We start from the raw sequence: 16,827 nt of genomic DNA, 5'->3' as shown, positions 1-16,827 counted from the left end.
AGGGCTCCCCTCACAACAAGTAGAGCAACGCGAAGAGAATGATCCACAGGAGATCGACCATGTGCCAAAACACGCCGCTCCCCTCAATGAGGGCCACGCTCCCGCGCATCTGACCGGACGATTCGATCTGCGATGCGGCAAAACACAGTACACCGATGCCAATCACGACGTGGACCAGATGAATACCGGTAAACATGTAATAATATATCGAAAATGCGTTGGTATTGAGCGTAAAGCCCTCAGCGATTTTTGCCGAGTACTCGACAGCCTTCACCGCGACAAAACCCATACCGAGTGCAATCGCGCCAAGCAGGAAGTGGCGCGCGCGCCGATCGCCTTTTCGGACAGCCGTGACGGCTTGCGCTACGCAAAGACTGCTGGTCAGCAGCAGTAGCGTGTTGAGCAAGCCGAGGTGGCGATCAAGCAATCGCTGGGATGTCTCGAAGAGGGCCGATTCTTGCCGGTGTGCGACAGCGTAGGTTATAAAAAATACTGCGAAGACTATGAGGTCGCCGCCAATGAAGACCCACACGCCTTCCTCCCCCGGTATACGACCGGCGGGAGTCTTGATCGCAGGTGTTGTTTGTTGCTTGTCCGTCATTCGCCGGCCAATGCACCGCGCTTGATCGCCGCCAGCATGGCGAAGATCATCACATTGAACCATATGCCGAAAACGACAGCTGGAAGCCAAAAAGCAAGAACGCCGTTCCACGCAAAAGGACCCGACTTGAACAAGCCGACCGCGAGGCCGGGGAGAAACAGGACACCAGTCCACAGGTTCAGGTAACCCAGCCATCGCGGAAGCGTCGGGGCCGTCTTCCGATCCTGAAGGATCACGATACCGGTGACAATGTTCTGCACGAACGCCGGGACGGCGGGCATGACGAACAGAAAGAACGCAATGTCGCTCAGCATGACGATTTCGGTGTCTGGTCGATCCAGCCGATAGGCCGCGACGGTGAAGAAAAGCCCCGCGAAAAACAGTGTTACAAACCCATAAGCAACGATCATCACGAACGACCAGGTCAACGGAGACACTGGACCCTCAATTTTCTTCATGAATGTCGCCAAGGCGCCGAGAAATGGGAAAAACAGGACCGATGCCGAGGTTATAAGAATGCCACCGACCAATATCCCGACCTGATGCTTGCGATAGTATTGGGCTACTTGAGCATATGGCATTGAAGGCGCGAGCGGCGGAAAGAGGTGTGCAACCGGCCAGATTCCCAGGAACATCATTGTTCCTGCAATCGCGCCCATGTAAGTGCACAGCTTCATTGTCGTGCTCTGGCTACCCATCACCCCTCCGCGGATTTGTTCTCCTGGATCGTGAGTAGCGCCCATGCGAAGAGCACCCACCCGAGGATAGGGTTTGCCGGATGAGACGGCTTTCACCTGCGGAAGGCGGTGCTTCTGAAGGACCATTTGCTAAATGCCATCGGAGCATCGATCCGCCATATTGCACCCGAGGTGTTTTCAACCATTCGTATGAGAGAGACCGCTTCGACACATTTGTCCGGCGTGCTCACGCACGGCCCGTGATCGCCTTGCGACTGAAAGACTAGCACGCCGGAAACAGCGAAAATGTGCCCCGCGCTTCGGATTCCCAAACACATTGCGGCAGTCTAGTGACACCTCACCTATTGCGTATTTTCAGGTCGGAGATCTTGCGCAACCTAAATGGAAACAGGACCGCCCCACCCTTCGATAGGTAGCCCTGCGGCGGACCACCAGTAGACTGCAAGAAAATCGGAGTCGGCAGGGAGATGGAAATGAAAAAGGGCATTTGTAGGGTATTGCTCGGCTCGAGCGCCCTGATGATCTGTTCGGGCCAGGCCTGGCGGAAGAAGACAATGCTCCGGCAAACACCGCCGGCGCACAAAGTACCGGGGAAATTATCGTTACGGCTCGGCGAACCGCCGAGCGATTGCAGGATGTTCCGGTTGCGGTCGCCGCATTTGACAGCAGCGCTCTCCAGCGCTCGACTGTACAGGAACTCTCGGATGTCAGGACAATCGCCTCCGGCCTGAACTTCAATTCGGAGGGCGGGAAAAGCACGACGAATGTGAGCTTGCGCGGCGTAGGCCAGCTTCCCGTCGGTCTTACGACCCCAGGTGTTGTAACCTATTTCAACAACATCGCGATTCCCAGCCTTGGGTCGAGCATTCCTACCTACGACATCGCGAATGTGCAGGTTCTCAAGGGACCGCAGGGCACTCTGTTCGGTAAATCGACGCTCGGCGGCGCGATCCTCGTCAATACCGTTCAACCGGACCTGTACGATTTCGGAGGCTACGTGAAAGGCACGTATGGCCGCTGGAACTACTGGGCGATCGAAGGGGCGGTCAACGTCCCGATCGTGTCGGAAAAGATCGCGTTGCGCATTGCCGGCCAGATACGGCGCCAGGACCCCAGGATCCGCTCTCTGGACGCAGACTTCTTCGCGCTGCCTGAAGTGAAGGCCCTGGGCGCTACGGATCCGAAAGCCAACAGCTATCCCGGCTTCGAGAACATCAAGAACGACAGCGTTCGTGTGTCGCTTACAATCGCCCCGACCGAGGGGATCACGAACACGACGGTCGCCGAATATTTCAAGGCCGACGAACTGGCATCCGGTCTCTACCTTTACAAGGCAGATTTCGCGCCGCTCCAGTCGGCCGTTTTCCTGCCGCTCCTTGGTAGCGCCAGTCGGGCTGCCACCGCCGTCCAGCTTGCAAGCCTCGCCGAGGCTTACGCGCAGGCGCATCCTCGCGGCGCGTTCGACGGCGGGATCGACGGAGGCCGGGCTTATCGAAAGTCGATCGCGGTCGTCAACACGACCGACGTTGAGCTGAGCGACAGCTTCTCTCTCCGGAACATTTTCGGCTATCGCAAGAATACGAATGGCCAGTCGATCAACACTGCTGCCGTGCCGGTGCTGGATCAGGGAGGCGTAGCGAATCCGTTCCTGGGCGGCCTTGTTACCCAGCCTTTCATTACCTACTACGCCGAACAACGCTATGTTCGCGACTATATCGACAACGACTTCCAGTTCATCTACAAGGGTTCGGGCGGACTGAACGGTATTCTTGGCGTCTACTACAGTGTGGATGGCCCGGCCGGCCCCTCCGGCGACCAGTTTACCGTGTTCTCGTCGCTTGGCCGCGTTCCGCCCACCACCACTCATGTGAAAAATCAAAGCCTTGCGGTATACGGGCAATTTGGCATTCCGCTCACGGATAAGCTGAATTTCAACATCGGCGGTCGCTACAGCTGGGACAAGTCGGAATTCTGCTACAATCCTGGCAATACGGCCACGTTCGCATCTGTTGACTTCTCACAGTGCAAGCAGAATATCGCCGATCGGGTGGGGACGCCGACCGAATTCAGCGACGGTTTCGGACAGGCATCGGTCAAAGACAACTATCCGACATGGACCGTTGGGTTTGACTACAAGATCAGCCCGGATTTCATGGTCTATATCACGAGCCGCCGCGGCGTTCGCCCCAAGAACCTCAATTTCCCGCTGTTCGAATCTCCTCCGGTGACCTGCCCATCCCAGGCGTACTCGATGTCCTGCGTGGATCTGCGTGGGTACCAGACAATCAAGCAGGAACGGGTAACCGATGTCGAGATCGGCGAGAAACTGAGCTTCAATGTGGCCGGTGCACAAGGACGGCTCAATGTCGCGGCCTTCTATTCGCGCTACGACAACGCCACGCAGTTCCTGTCGAATTCCGGCAACTTCCTGTTTCCTCGCGGAACCCTGGACGCGCCGCCCTCCTCGATCATCATCAATGCAGCCGATCTCAACATCTACGGTGTGGAAATCGATGCCAGTGTGTCGCCTGATCGCAACCTGACTCTGGGCTTTAATGGCGCCATCACAAAAACGGACGTGGCAAAGCTGCTTCCCATCAATACGAATGGCGAACTCGGACCAAATGTCGGATCCTTCGGCGCAGATCAGATCAACAGGCTGACACCGACATTCTCCGGTACCGTCACGGCCAGCTGGATTACGCCAGTCCATCCGGCAAATGCAGATGTCATCATCAGCGGCGATCTTTACATGACGGCCGACTACGGCGGCCAGCAAGGCTACCAGCTGAAGGGCTATTCCCTCGCCAACGGGCGTATCGACGTCAAGGGAATTGCCGGCACGGGGCTGGACCTGGGCTTCTACGTCAAGAACCTGTTTGACGTTCAATATCAGGCGGGCGTTTCGGTCATTTTGCCGAATGCCCCATATAACAGCCTCTATCTCGGCCCTCCGCGCACCTGGGGCGTCGAGGCGACCTACAGGTTCTGATAGCCGGAACAACCATGAAGGGGCGGACGCGATCCGCCCCTTTTTGACTTTGAATTATCCTGGAAGCGTCGAGCCCCCCTCGGCAGCACCAGTGTTTTTCCGATACAGGAGAATAGTGATGAAGACCGGCGGCGTTATCGGTTTGGGATCGATTGGCGGAGGCGTCGCCATATGCCTTCAGCGATCCGGCCAGCTTGCAGCAATCTATGACGTTCAGGCGGCAGCCGCGGATCGCGTTAAGGGTGCACCTCCAATTTCCTCTAGCCCCCGTGCCTTGGCCGAGGCTTCGGACTGCGTGCTGATCGCGGTCCTCAACGGGGAGCAGACCCTTGCAGTCCTCTCCGGACCGGACGGAGTGCTCGCGGCAAACAAACCCGGCCAGACCGTCATTCTGTTGTCGACGATCAATATGGCAGATCTCGCCGGAGCGCAGGCGATGTGCAAGGATGCCGGCGTTATCCTCATCGACTGCGGGGTCACGAACGGACCGAAATCTGCCGAAAACGGCCTCATTTGTATGGCCGGCGGCGAAGACGGTGATCTGGCGGCCGCCAAACCCGTATTCGACGGATTCGCGCAGCAGGTCCTTCACATGGGCGGCCCGGGAGCCGGCATGGCCGCCAAGATCGCTCGCAACACCACGTACTTCGGCTGCATGAGAGCGGGTTACGAGGGGGCAGTTATTGCGCGCAACTATGGCGTCAGCCTCGATCAGCTCACTCTCGCGTTGTCAGGCGACCCGACCGCCGGCGGCGGGCTTGAGGGCGCCCTTGCCATGGCGAGACGTCCCGAAGCGGCTGGGAATGCCGACGAGACGAAGCTACGCGAATATTTCCAGATGCTCATGGTGAAGGATCTGGAGGTCGCGATTGCCGAGGCGGCTCGCTTCGGCGTCCGTCTTCCCATGGTAGAACTGATCCGGGAGAACGCCGCTTCCACATCAGGACTGGAATATCCGCTCGGCCAACCAATCGGCGCCTGAGTGCCCCTAACCAGGCCGCGGGCGACCAATCGGATATGGCTCAGCCCATTCGCCATAGTCGTCGCGCGGTCTGATAGGGGTAGCCGAAGTGCCGACACGCAAGGCGCCGGAAGCAGTGAAGCGAGATGCTTTCGCAGATTTCGTCCGGCGCCGCCGCGCAGGTACTCCCGGCCACCAGGGGCGCGGCCAATGTCTTTCATCGACGCCCCCTGTGAATGCGAGCCGGCGGTATTACCTCAACAACCGGCCAAACCGCTCTGACGTGACTGCGACGCGACAGGGCGCCGGTTCGCAGCGAACGGCGGCCCGGCGCCTATCTTATGGAAGGTTGCGCAGGCCACGCGTTGACGCATTTCCCATCGTCTGATCGCAGCGCGAAACAGGACTAGACGCTTCGGTAAACCAGAATGGCAGCGCACAGGCGAGCGGTCTGGCCAGCGGGGCAAAGAGGATTCGGAGAAGATTTGATGGCGAGCGCACCCACACAGGAAATTCCTCCCCATGTACCGGCCGAGATGGCAAAGTGGTTGCCCTATTTCGCTCGTGAGGAAGTGAAGGAGTGCCCTCAGGAAACGCTCATTCCCGAGATGCACCGCACCCTGGGACCCATTACGTATGTCACCAACATCTTCCCCGGAGACAAGCCCGGCTGGCTGCTCACCGGCTATGATGACACCATGGCCATGCTGCGCGATCCCGACAATTTCACCAAGAACGGCATGGGCCAATGGTCGCAGAGCATCGGCGCAGACTGGTTGGTCGTGCCCACGGAGGTGGATCCTCCGATGCACAGTTTCTACCGCAAGGCCCTGAACCCCCAATTCTCGCCGCAGAAGATGGCCGCGATGAAAGACGAGCTGCGGCGACGCGCAAGCGATCTCATCGGGGCATTCAAAGACCGCGGCCACTGCGATTTCGTGAACGAATTTTCCGAACGCTACCCGATCTTCATCGTTCTCGACCTCCTGGGACTTCCGCAGGAACGGATGGCCGAATTCCTGGTCTGGGAAAAGGAGATGTTGCACACCAATGACTGGCAGGTGCGCAGCAACGCGGTGCGCCAGGTCGTGGCATATCTGCAGTCCGAGATCGATGCTCGCCGCCGTACTCCTCAGGACGACTACATCACCAAGATATTCGACTTCGAAGCCGAAGACGGCCGCAAGTGGAATAACGAAGAGGTCCTCGGCCATTGCTTCAATCTTTTTCTCGGCGGCCTCGACACGGTCACGACCATGCTGGGCAATATCTTCGCACATCTCGCACGCCATCCTGATCAGCAGCAGGAACTGCGCGACAATCCGGATCGAATGGTCCTGGCGGTCGAGGAGTTTCTTCGGGTCTACGGGCCGGTTACGGCATTCCGTATCGCTTCGCGCGAAATCGAGATTCACGGGCAGAAGATCATGCCGGGCGAATATGTTTCGGTCAGCACGCCCGTCGTGAACCAGGATCCGAAGATCCATGAAGACCCAGCGGAGGTCCGTTTCGATCGCAAGGCCGCGCATGTGGCGCTCGGCGGGGGTATCCACAAGTGCCTCGGCATGCATCTCGCCCGGCTCGAACTGCAGACTGCCCTGGAACTGTTTCTGAAAGAAATTCCGCAATTTCGATTCAAAGACGGTTTCGAACCGAAATATTTCGTGGGCAATATCACTTTCGTGCCCCGCCTCGAACTTCAGTGGAACTAAGAGACGCTGTGCGTTCTTGACGCACTATCGGCGCGTGGAACCCGTTCCAGTTACGAAGCCAGCCTCAAGCTGACGCAACGCATGCGAACTGCAGCAAACCGGAATGGCATATTGTGCCATTCCGGTCAGTGTTTGATAGCCGGTTTAAACCAGCCACTTGGGCCGTTCAGACCGTGACCTGCGCACCGGCGCAGGGAATCGGTGTGCACCCCATTTCGTCAGATTTCCCGCGAATGCCAACGCAGGATCGTGGCCTGGAACATGTTGCCCGGCCCAGCCCTCTCCACTTTGGCGGCGGGAGGCGGCTTACGCCAATGTAGACGCCCCGATATGGCGACTGCCAGGAAATTAGCCCGCAAACGTTCAGCTTCTTGGACAGAAGGTGCGCCGACCTTCCTTCAGACAGGTGGGCGTAGCGTGCCAGCATGTTCACTCCGCGGCATGCAGCAAAAAATCTATGATTACATCATTGTCGGCGCCGGATCCTCCGGCTGCGTTCTGGCAAACAGGCTGTCTGCCGATCCCGACGTTTCGGTGCTGCTGGTCGAGGCGGGCCCTGACGACAAGAGTCCTCTGATCAGGATGCCGCGCGGCATCGGCAAACTGCTTGCCCCGGGAAACCCGCATGTCTGGGACTATCAAGTATCCCCGGGCGGGAACGCGTCACACGAAGTGTGGCTCAAGGGCCGAGCGGTTGGCGGTTCAAGTTCCGTCAACGGTATGGTCTATGTCCGGGGCGCTCCGGCCGACTACGACGCGTGGGAACGGGCGGGCTGTCATGGCTGGGGCTGGACGGAAATGGGCCGGCATTTCGTCGAACTCGAGGACCACGCGCTTGGTGCCAATGAATGGCGCGGCACCGGCGGTCCACTGAAAGTCAGTGTTCATCCCGCGGGCGATCCGCTTTGCGAAGCGTTCCTGGAGGCCAGTGAGCAAGCCGGAATTCCTCGGGTCGCAGACATGAACGACATCCCTTCGGTCACCGACGGCGGTATGGGCTATCAGCCGACCACGACGCATAATGGCAAACGCTTTTCGGCTGCGCGCGCATTTCTGAAACCCGTGCGTGGGAGATCCAATCTCGACGTTACGCCCGGCACCGATGTCCTGCGCATCCTGTTCGAAGGCAAACGGGCCTGCGGTATTGTCGCGCGCAAGGCCGGTCAAACTTTCGAGGTGCAAGCACGGCGCGAAGTAATCGTATGTGCGGGTGCGATCCAGAGTCCGAAACTTCTGCAGCTCTCGGGTATCGGCCCACGCCGCCTGTTGGAGGGGCTGGGTATTCCGGTCGTAGTCGATGCACCCGGGGTGGGCGCCAACCTGCAGGAGCACCGATATCTGGGTTTCACTTTCCGGGTTCGCGGCCAAAGTCTGAACCAGCGACTGTCGGGCGCTGGTCTGGTCGCATCGTTCCTTCGCTACCTGTTTGCCTCGAGCGGTCCCCTCACCCATTCGGCGCACGAAGTTGGCGGCTTCATCAAGACAGAAGCGCAGCTCGAGCGACCCGACGCACAAGTGGGCATGGGTCTCTATTCGTTTCATACCGATGAAAAGGGCGCGGTCGTTCTCGACCCATTCCCCGGCCTGACGGTGATCGCCTACTACATGAGGCCCGACAGTCTGGGCGAAGTGAGGATTACCTCGGCAGATCCCGATGCTGCGCCTGCCATCGATGCCAATCACCTTGCGAGCGCCAACGATCGTGAGCGGTTCCTGGCTCTGTTCAGGTGGCTGCGCAACCTTGCCCGGCAGCCGGCCTTGCGGGACTGGATTATCGAGGAAACCGGCGCCACGGCGGGCCTCGAAACCGACGAGGACATCCTCGCGAATGCCATCGGGCTTGGCGGCACATCGTTCCACATCTGCGGGACCTGCCGGATGGGAAGCGATACGGGTGCGGTGCTCGACCCGCAGCTGCGCGTTCGCGGCGTCACCGGTCTACGGGTCGTGGACACATCGATCATGCCGACCATTGTGTCGGGCAATACCAACGCGCCGGCCATGGCGATCGCTCTCAACGCCGCGGAAATGATTTTGCGGCCCCAGCAGGATGATGGACTTTGACTATTCCCTTCACCAGTTTCGATGGTCTTTACATCGACGGCGCCTGGGCCGAAGCCGCCGGCGATCGGGACGACATCCTCAATCCGGCAACCGAGGCGGTAATCGGCCGGGCACCCGTGGGCGATAGCATCGCGGCACACGCAGCCATCGCCGCGGCGCGAGATGCATTCGATAACGGTGTATGGCCCCGCATGGCGATGGCCGAGCGCGCGGAATACCTTCGCAAGATGCATGCCGCATTGGATGGTCGGCGAGCCCAGATCGCGACGCTAATCGTGGCAGAGGTCGGCTGTTCGCAACGCGTCACCCATACGATGCAGGTCGGCAACCCGCTCGACCATCTGCTTGCTGCGCTGAACCACTCGGCACGGGACGACAGTGTCCGGTTACCGATCGACGTGACTCCCGATCCATTTGATCCCCAGGGCCCAAAGAAAATCGGCGGCACGACGGTAGTCCGCGAACCGGTTGGCGTCGTTGCAGGGATTACCGGCTACAATTTCCCTTTTCTGCTCAACCTGGCGAAAATCGTACCTGCCTTGCTGGCAGGCAACACGCTGGTGCTCAAGCCGTCCCCATTTACGCCCTTTTCCGCTCTGCTGTTCGGCGAGATCGCGCAAGAAATCGGGTTGCCCAAGGGCGTGCTGAATATCGTTACCGGCGGACCAGACGTGGGGTCGCTGTTGACTACCGACCCGCGCGTCGATCTTGTCAGTTTCACGGGATCAGAAACCGTGGGCGCTGCGATCATGGCGCAGGCGGCCCCGACCTTGAAGCGCGTTCATCTAGAACTAGGCGGCAAGTCGGCGCTGATCGTCAGGCACGATGCCGATATTGCCCGAACCGCGGCAATGGCCGCCGCTGTCTTGTCGGTCAATGCTGGACAAGGATGCGCTCTGCTCACGCGGCTTCTGGTGCACAACAGTGTGCGGGCCAAATTCGTCGAGGCCGTCTGCGCTGTCGCCCGCCAGTTCAGGATCGGCGACCCCAGCGATTCAACGGTGACGATGGGCCCGCTGATCCGCGAGAGCCAGCGTAGCAAGGTCGAACGCATGATCGCCCAGGCCCGCGATCAAGGCGCAAGGCTCGTTCACGGCGGCGGACGGCCGGCGGGGCTCGACAAGGGCTATTTTACGGAGATCACGATCTTCGACGATGTCGACAACCAGATGAACATCGCGCAGGAGGAAGTCTTCGGGCCCGTCGGCTGCGTGATCGGTTTCGACAGTGATGACGAGGCCATCCGCATCGCCAACGATTCCAGATACGGTCTCAACGGCGGCATCGAGACGGCTGACGCTGCCAAAGGGTATGAGATGGCAATGCAGATTCGCGCAGGCAGCGTCATGCTGAATGGCGGGACCGGGCGGATGACCTATGCGCCGATCGGGGGTTACAAAAGGTCAGGTATCGGCCGCGAGTATGGTCCGGATTGGCTTCACGAATATCAGAACCAGAAATCCGTGTTCTACCCAATCGGTCGCTAGAGCGTTTACTAATCAGGTGGAACCACCTGATGACTCGGAAAACGCGCCAAACCAGAAGTTTAAAGCGGTTGATCCGATGCAGTCGGATCAACCGCTCTAGGCTGGAAAATTCGCTATCGGCACGCGCAGAGTATTAGGCTGGATGGCTGATACTCCTGAGCGTCCGGGAGGCCCAACAAGGCTTCCCGGACGCTCAGCTGTCAGGCCGATGCGCTATCCCATTGAAGATGAAGATCGGGCACGTGCAAGATGTTGCCGACGTAATAGGGAACTTTGAAGCCGTCCTTGATTCTGAATTCGGGCAGCGTCGTCACAAACTCCTCCACTGCTATCTGCAACTCTAGCCGGGCGAGATGCATGCCCAGGCATTTGTGGATGCCGCTTCCCAATGACATGTGCGCCGCCTTGCGGTCGAACCGGATTTCCTGCGGTTCATCGTAAAATACCGGATCGCGACCCACAACCGGCGAACTGAAGGCCACATAGTCTCCAGGCATGATCTTTTGGCCGTGAATTTCGATCTCCTTGGTCGCGATGCGAAACACGGTGACAGGTGCGAAGGCGCGCAGGAACTCCTCAACAGCCAAAACGATGAGCGAAGGATCGGCTCGGAGTTCGTTCTGCTTTTCCGGATGCGATGCCAGATAGTTGAAGATGTTGCCCAGCAGGGACGTGACCGTATCGAGGCCGCCGATGTAGAGATTGAAGCAGTGCCCCAAGACCTCGTCATCATTCCAGGGCCGCCCGTCTACTTCGAAGTCGAGCACCTTGGTGATGTAATCGTCGCGTGGCTGCTCGCGCCTCGCTGCGATTTCCTCGAGCAGGTAGGCCTTTACCTTTCGCACGGCATTTCCGCGCACTTCCCAGTCGTTGGAATGGAGCAGTTCCTTTTCCCATTTCAGGAACTCGGTCATTCGTCCCTGCGGCAGGCCCAAAAGGTCGAGGACGATGTAGATGGGAAACTTCTCCGAGAAGTCGGCAATGAAGTCGCATTGTCCCCGCTCTCGCAAGGCGCCGATGAGAGACCGCGCGCGTTCACGGACCTGTTCCTTCATTGCAAACATCTTCTGCGGCGCGAAATGGCCGTTCAGCGCCTTGCGGTACTGGGTATGGATCGGCGGATCGGCCTCCGTTGGGATCACGAGCCAGTCTTCACCAATATTCTGAGCCCATTTTCCCATGCCGTTTTTGGTAAAGTTGTCCGGATCGCGGAGCATCGCCTGAACATCTTCGGCGTTTTTCAGCAGCCAGCCGGGTTGATCCCCCGGAAAAATGTTAGTGACGTAAGAGACGGGTGGAAGCTCGGCGTGCATTGCCGGGATCAGAACTTCCTGCGGATTTTCATAGACGACCTTGCGCGCAAAGAGAGGCAGCGTGAACGCCAATTCGGCCGGAACATGGGCGGGGAGCGAGGATTTGGCGAGTGAAGTCATGGTATTCTCCAGAGCTCAACGGAAAGTGGCAACCCTTGCCAAAGATGGGTGCGTCGCCCGCTGCACGGATGCGAATGCGGCGGGGCGGAATATCCGCAGCCAATGGAGGCCACGAAAATGGGCGACGCAATCACTCCGGATCTCGAGCAGGCGATCAGGGACAACTACCGGTTGTGGAACGAAGGCAAGCGCGAAGAGCTCGATGCGCTTTTTCGCTCGCTCGGGCCCCAAGGTTTCACGATCGAATATGTCGGATCCTCCGCAGTCGACGGCCCCACCGCGATGGCCGCCATGTGGAAGGAATACGGGGGCAAATGCACCACCGAACTTCTTGATGTGATAGTCAATGGAACGGAAGGCGCCGCCTATGTCGCCAATCACCTTCAGACCGATAGCGGCACGGTCAGATTGACCAGCCTCGAGACCTACAAAGTTGCCGGCGGCCGGTTGGCTATTAGATACTTCCATCGGACTGCCCGGTAGAAGCTTCCTGGTCCGAATGCGGGTTTTGGGCATCGATCAGTCCGCTGCCTGCATGAAGGCAAGCAGATCCGCATAATGCGGCTGATGGACAAGGCCGCCGCCAGAAATGGAGATGTTCTCACCGGTAATGTAGCGAGCCTCGTCGGACGCCAGGAACGCCACAAGCGCAGCGATGTCTTCAGGTGTTCCGAAATTGGGCGTCAATATATGCCGCTGGATGATCTCCTTGAGACCCGGCACCGTCTTTTCCAGCGCTTCGGTCAGCACGACACCGGGGGCCACGCTGTTGCAGCGAATGTTGTCGCGTCCGTGCTGCGTCGCGATGTACCGCGTCAGCCCAATGATACCGGCTTTGGATGAACCGTAGGCGATACGGGCCAGATCTCCTGCCGAGCCTGAATTCGAGGCGGTATTGATGATCGAGCCGCCGCCACCAGCCACCATGTGCGGAATCGCGTATTTGCATCCGAGCAGGTAGCCAGTGAGATTGATGTCGAGGATCTCGCGCCATATCTCGATCGGGATATCGACTGCGGTCGTATCCTGCGGGCTTTTGACCGGATCCGTCATGGCCGCATTATTGTGAAGTATGTCCAACTTGCCAAAGTGCGCGACTGTCTTGTCGACCATGGCCTTGACCGACTTCGGCGCGGCCGCGTCGAACTGTACGGCGAGCGCCCTTTCTCCCAAAGATGCAGCAGTGCGCGCCGCGGCCTCTTCGGAAACATCTGCGACGACGACCAGCGCGCCTTCCTCAACGAACCGCCGCGCAACACCCGTACCGATGCCGCCGCCGCCGCCAGTCACAATTGCGACCTTGTTTTCTAGCCGTTTCATCTCTCACAATTCTCCCGGACGTGTACGAGGGGACCAAGTTGTCCCCTCGCTTACTCAATAGTTCGCCTCGACGCGGCCGATCAGTAGTTGAACGTCAATTCCACCCCATAGGTCGCCGGTTGCCCGACATAGGCTGCGACAATTCCAAGGGTTCGATAGAGATCCGGGAATCTTCGCAGCAGATACTTGTTGTTGGTGATGTTCCGTCCGTAGACGGCTATTTCGATGTCGGGGTTGTCGAACTGGTAGGCGATCCGGCCGTTGAAGACACCATATCCCGGCACGCGTCCGAGGCTGTTCTCAGTGTCGTAGGCGGCCTTGGTCGCAGCGGATGCCTGATCGGCCGCCCTCACCGCGTCGAAATGCTGAGCCCCAATATAGGAATAGGCGCCCGTAACAGCGAAGCTGCCCGCACCCAGCGGAACCTTCTGGGTCGCGCTGACGTTGAGCTGCTCCTTGGGCAGCTGCAGCAGCGGCAATCCGCTCAGGTCGACAACACAGCCGTTTGTCACGCCCGATCCGTTGGTACAGCCACTGCCCGGGACCACCTGAATTTCGTTAAATGTGCCCTTGACGTACTTGCCGTCCTGAAGCGACCCGTTGAGGCTGACGGTCATACCCTTCCAGGGAACCGCAGTTGCTTCGGCCTCGACACCCCAGATCCGCACCTTGCCGTTGTTCTGGATATACTGCGTAACGCCAATCCCGGGAACGAAGCTGTTGACGATCGCCTGGTTGTCGCTCTTCCAAGTATGGAAGACCGCCGTATTGAAGCGCAGATGCCGATCGAAGAGATCCACCTTCAGACCTCCTTCGACATCCTTCACTTTTTCCGGCGAGAATGCCGGTAGCCCGCCTGCCCGCAGGTTCCAGCCGCCGGCCTTCGCCGCGCCGCGTGTCGCGACATACAGGAAGAGATCGTCCGTTGCCTGCCAGTCGAGACCGAGGTTCCATGCAGGATAGTGGAACTTGGCATTCTGGTCCTGATTACAGGTCGTGGCCGTGACCGGTTCGGTGGGAGTGACCGTGCAATTGATGCCGGTGGGCGTGCCTGCGACCGGCACGTCATAGGGCAGGCCATATATCTGGGCATTGTGCAAAACACTGTCCCTGGTGTCCCACGTGTAGCGGAAGCCACCGACGGCGCGCAGGCTCGAGGTCAGCTCCAGGTAGGCTTGCGCAAACAAGCCGAACGTCTTGTTGGTAACGTCCGCATTGGAATCGCGAATGAGGCCGCCGAAGATCTGGGATCGACTGAACTCGTAGCCGCTTTCTTTCCCGGCGTAGGCACCGGCGATGAAGCTGAGCCCGTCCGTTACGTTACCCGAAACCTGGAGTTCCTGGGAAAGGTAATAGGACCCCGATCCAGCGAAGGTCCCGAGCAAGGGAACCGCGGTACCATCGGTATCGCTCAGGCCGTAGTTCATCGAATGACGATAGCCAGTAATGGACTTCAGATTGAGTTGGCCCAGTTCGACATTAACGGTGCCGGAAAAACCGTATACTTCCAGAGTGTTGAACGGCTGCACCCCATAGAGAGCCTGCGCCTGCGGCGTGAGTCTGCCAATACCTGCCGGCACCGAGGTACCGGTAGCGGTATTGTCCCACCAGTTGTCCTTGGTCAGCAGACCTGCGGTGAGACCCGGCTGAAAGGGAGCAGGGACAATTGCGGGATTGAAGGTCCAAAGAGCAATCTGCTGCCCGCTGTTTCGCTGGCGGTTCCAGTCGCCGGAAAGAGTGACGTCCCAGCCATTGCCAATGTACTTGAGTTTACCGCGCAGGAATTTGCTGTTGTTGTCAGCAAAATCCCGACCTGTAAGTGGATTGTTCCCGTAGCCATCGCGATCGTTGATCGCGCCGCTGACGCGGATCGCCAGCCCTTCGGCCAAGGGGAGGTTGATCGTGGACTGAACACCGAGGTTGTTGTAGTTCCCAAACTCCGCCTTGAATCTGCCTTCGCGTTGGTCGGTTGGATCCTTGGTGATGATGTTGATAGCCCCGCCGGTCGTGTTCCGCCCGAAGAGCGTGCCCTGAGGTCCACGCAGCACCTCAAGGCGCTCGACATCCTGGATGTCGGTCATGCCGGTCGAAGGGCGCGGAATGTAGACACCGTCGACGTATGTCGCCACTGCCGGATCGTTGGCGAGGATCGGTTGAAGGTTTCCTTGTCCGCGAATGGCCACGAACACGATGCCATCGCCGCCCGCCGAACCGCGGCCGATCACCAGGCCGGGCGCCGTACGTTGAAGATCCACGACGTTTTCGACTTTGGCAGTCGTCAGTGCCTGGGAACTGAGCGCCGTTACCGCAATCGGCGTGGTCTGAAGACTCTCCTCGATCCGGCGAGCCGTAACGATGATGTCCTGGATCCCGGTAGTTTCGTTTGATTGTGTTTGCTGCGCGTGTGCGGGTTGCCCCCACGCAGCAATCAACGCGCCTGTCGCTATAGTCGCCAGTATGACAGCCTTGGTCATCCGTTCCTCCCACGTCGTTTTTGTTTTGCTCCGTGCCTGTTTCGGCACGTTGACGCGGGGGGGAGCCTAAGCGCGGGGGATTTTCCTCCATAGTGGTTGCGGAGTTAATGACTGCGGCGCGACATGTTTTGGCCGTCGCTCGATATGTTCAGGCGTCTGTCAGTGAACCTGCCGCGGCTGGCAGCGAAAGTCCTTGGGCGTTTGGCCGGTCGCCACACGGAACGCGGCCGAAAAAGCCGAGGTGCTGCTGAAGCCGCAGCGCCAGCTGATCTCCTTGATCCGCGTGCCGTCGCCGCGCAGCAGTTCCTTGGCGAGAGCAATCCGGCTGCGCGCAACGAATTCCCCCAGACTTACGCCAGTACCGTCCTTGAACACGCGCGCCACGTGCCGCACGCTCATATTGCAACCACGAGCGATGTCAGCAACTCCGAGCGGCGCCGCCAGATTATCCATCACATAGTCGACGATATGGCGCACTTGCCGTGTACTACGTGGGCTGCCGGCGCCGAATTCCTGTGTACTCACATGCCGAACGAGTTCCACGGCAAGTCCCATGAGCATGGATTCGATCAAGGCCTGGCTTGCGAATCCGGGTACACGAAGCTCTGCCGCCAGCCCCTCGAAAAAGCGCCTCATCGCGATATTTTGAACATCGGCACAAGGTTCCAGCCCGTGGAAGGGGCGTTCGCCATCGAAAAGTTCTTCGAGGAAGGCCTCGCCGAGCGCGACGCAAACGAGATGACGTTCCTGCAGGGCCGGCTCACCCACGTACTGACGGTGAGGCGGCATGTAGAGCATGTCGCCACTCGCCACGAACCCGTCCGAACGCCCCATCGAAAGCATGCTGCGACGAGGCTGGGTATTGAGGGAATAGTCGAGGTAATGCTTTTCAGGGCTGAACACGCCGCTGCAGGGCCGCACCCAATTGAAGTGCCGGATATCGACGCGGGCATCGTTCACCGATGCCAACGCTTCGATGTAGAAATCATCGACGCCGAACCTGTCCTGGCCGGTCCAATCGCTCTCCGGACGAAACATCGTTACCTCTGCCTCTTCTCTTTTTTTATGAGGGCATCAGATACCTG

The 16,827-nt window shown here is 59.0% G+C and carries 12 protein-coding genes; 6 read left to right on the top strand and 6 right to left on the bottom strand.

The window, feature by feature from the left end:
* Window positions 1–10: 10 nt before the first annotated feature.
* Entirely contained in the window at window positions 11–601 is a 591-nt protein-coding gene (locus WBP07_RS27485) for a cytochrome c oxidase subunit 3 (RefSeq protein ID WP_395335181.1), read from the bottom strand.
* Entirely contained in the window at window positions 598–1,425 is an 828-nt protein-coding gene (locus WBP07_RS27480) for a hypothetical protein (protein WP_395398150.1), read from the bottom strand. Before WBP07_RS27480 ends, WBP07_RS27485 begins: the two co-directional genes overlap by 4 nt.
* A gap of 502 nt (window positions 1,426–1,927) precedes the next feature.
* Here WBP07_RS27480 and WBP07_RS27475 point away from each other — a divergent pair.
* From WBP07_RS27475 to WBP07_RS27455, 5 genes are all read left to right on the top strand, one after another.
* Window positions 1,928–4,291 (top strand): TonB-dependent receptor, encoded by a 2,364-nt coding sequence (locus tag WBP07_RS27475; protein ID WP_395398149.1) that lies wholly within the window; start codon window positions 1,928–1,930, stop codon window positions 4,289–4,291.
* 118 nt (window positions 4,292–4,409) lie between these two features.
* A complete protein-coding gene (locus WBP07_RS27470) occupies window positions 4,410–5,273 on the top strand; it encodes an NAD(P)-dependent oxidoreductase (protein ID WP_133085098.1) in 864 nt (287 codons plus the stop codon).
* A gap of 467 nt (window positions 5,274–5,740) precedes the next feature.
* Window positions 5,741–6,964: a cytochrome P450 gene (locus WBP07_RS27465; protein ID WP_133085097.1), complete on the top strand. Its 1,224-nt coding sequence runs from the start codon at window positions 5,741–5,743 to the stop codon at window positions 6,962–6,964.
* A gap of 441 nt (window positions 6,965–7,405) precedes the next feature.
* Window positions 7,406–9,028, top strand: a complete 1,623-nt coding sequence (locus tag WBP07_RS27460) for a GMC family oxidoreductase (protein WP_133085096.1) — start codon at window positions 7,406–7,408, stop codon at window positions 9,026–9,028.
* A complete protein-coding gene (locus WBP07_RS27455) occupies window positions 9,025–10,515 on the top strand; it encodes an aldehyde dehydrogenase family protein (protein ID WP_159831187.1) in 1,491 nt (496 codons plus the stop codon). Before WBP07_RS27460 ends, WBP07_RS27455 begins: the two co-directional genes overlap by 4 nt.
* A 200-nt stretch (window positions 10,516–10,715) precedes the next feature.
* Here the strand turns inward: WBP07_RS27455 and WBP07_RS27450 are convergent, their stop codons facing one another.
* A complete protein-coding gene (locus WBP07_RS27450) occupies window positions 10,716–11,948 on the bottom strand; it encodes a cytochrome P450 (RefSeq protein ID WP_133085094.1) in 1,233 nt (410 codons plus the stop codon).
* A 117-nt stretch (window positions 11,949–12,065) separates the two neighbouring features.
* On the opposite strand from WBP07_RS27450, the gene WBP07_RS27445 reads away from it, so the two are divergent.
* Window positions 12,066–12,431, top strand: a complete 366-nt coding sequence (locus WBP07_RS27445; protein WP_133085093.1) for a hypothetical protein — start codon at window positions 12,066–12,068, stop codon at window positions 12,429–12,431.
* Window positions 12,432–12,467: 36 nt separating this feature from the next.
* Here WBP07_RS27445 and WBP07_RS27440 read toward each other — a convergent pair whose 3' ends face one another.
* From WBP07_RS27440 to WBP07_RS27430, 3 genes are all read right to left on the bottom strand, one after another.
* Window positions 12,468–13,268 carry an SDR family NAD(P)-dependent oxidoreductase gene (locus WBP07_RS27440; protein WP_133085092.1) on the bottom strand — a complete coding sequence of 267 codons (801 nt, stop codon included), beginning with the start codon at window positions 13,266–13,268 and terminating at the stop codon, window positions 12,468–12,470.
* Window positions 13,269–13,348: 80 nt separating this feature from the next.
* A complete protein-coding gene (locus tag WBP07_RS27435) occupies window positions 13,349–15,742 on the bottom strand; it encodes a TonB-dependent receptor (RefSeq protein ID WP_133085091.1) in 2,394 nt (797 codons plus the stop codon).
* Window positions 15,743–15,901: 159 nt separating this feature from the next.
* Window positions 15,902–16,780, bottom strand: a complete 879-nt coding sequence (locus WBP07_RS27430) for an AraC family transcriptional regulator (RefSeq protein ID WP_133085090.1) — start codon at window positions 16,778–16,780, stop codon at window positions 15,902–15,904.
* Between the last annotated feature and the right edge of the window lie 47 nt (window positions 16,781–16,827).

Source organism: Novosphingobium oxfordense (genome assembly GCF_044029435.1).
Lineage (GTDB): Bacteria > Pseudomonadota > Alphaproteobacteria > Sphingomonadales > Sphingomonadaceae > Novosphingobium.
The sequence above is the reverse complement of the archived record's forward strand: the minus strand, read 5'-3'. Positions and strand labels throughout refer to the sequence as shown.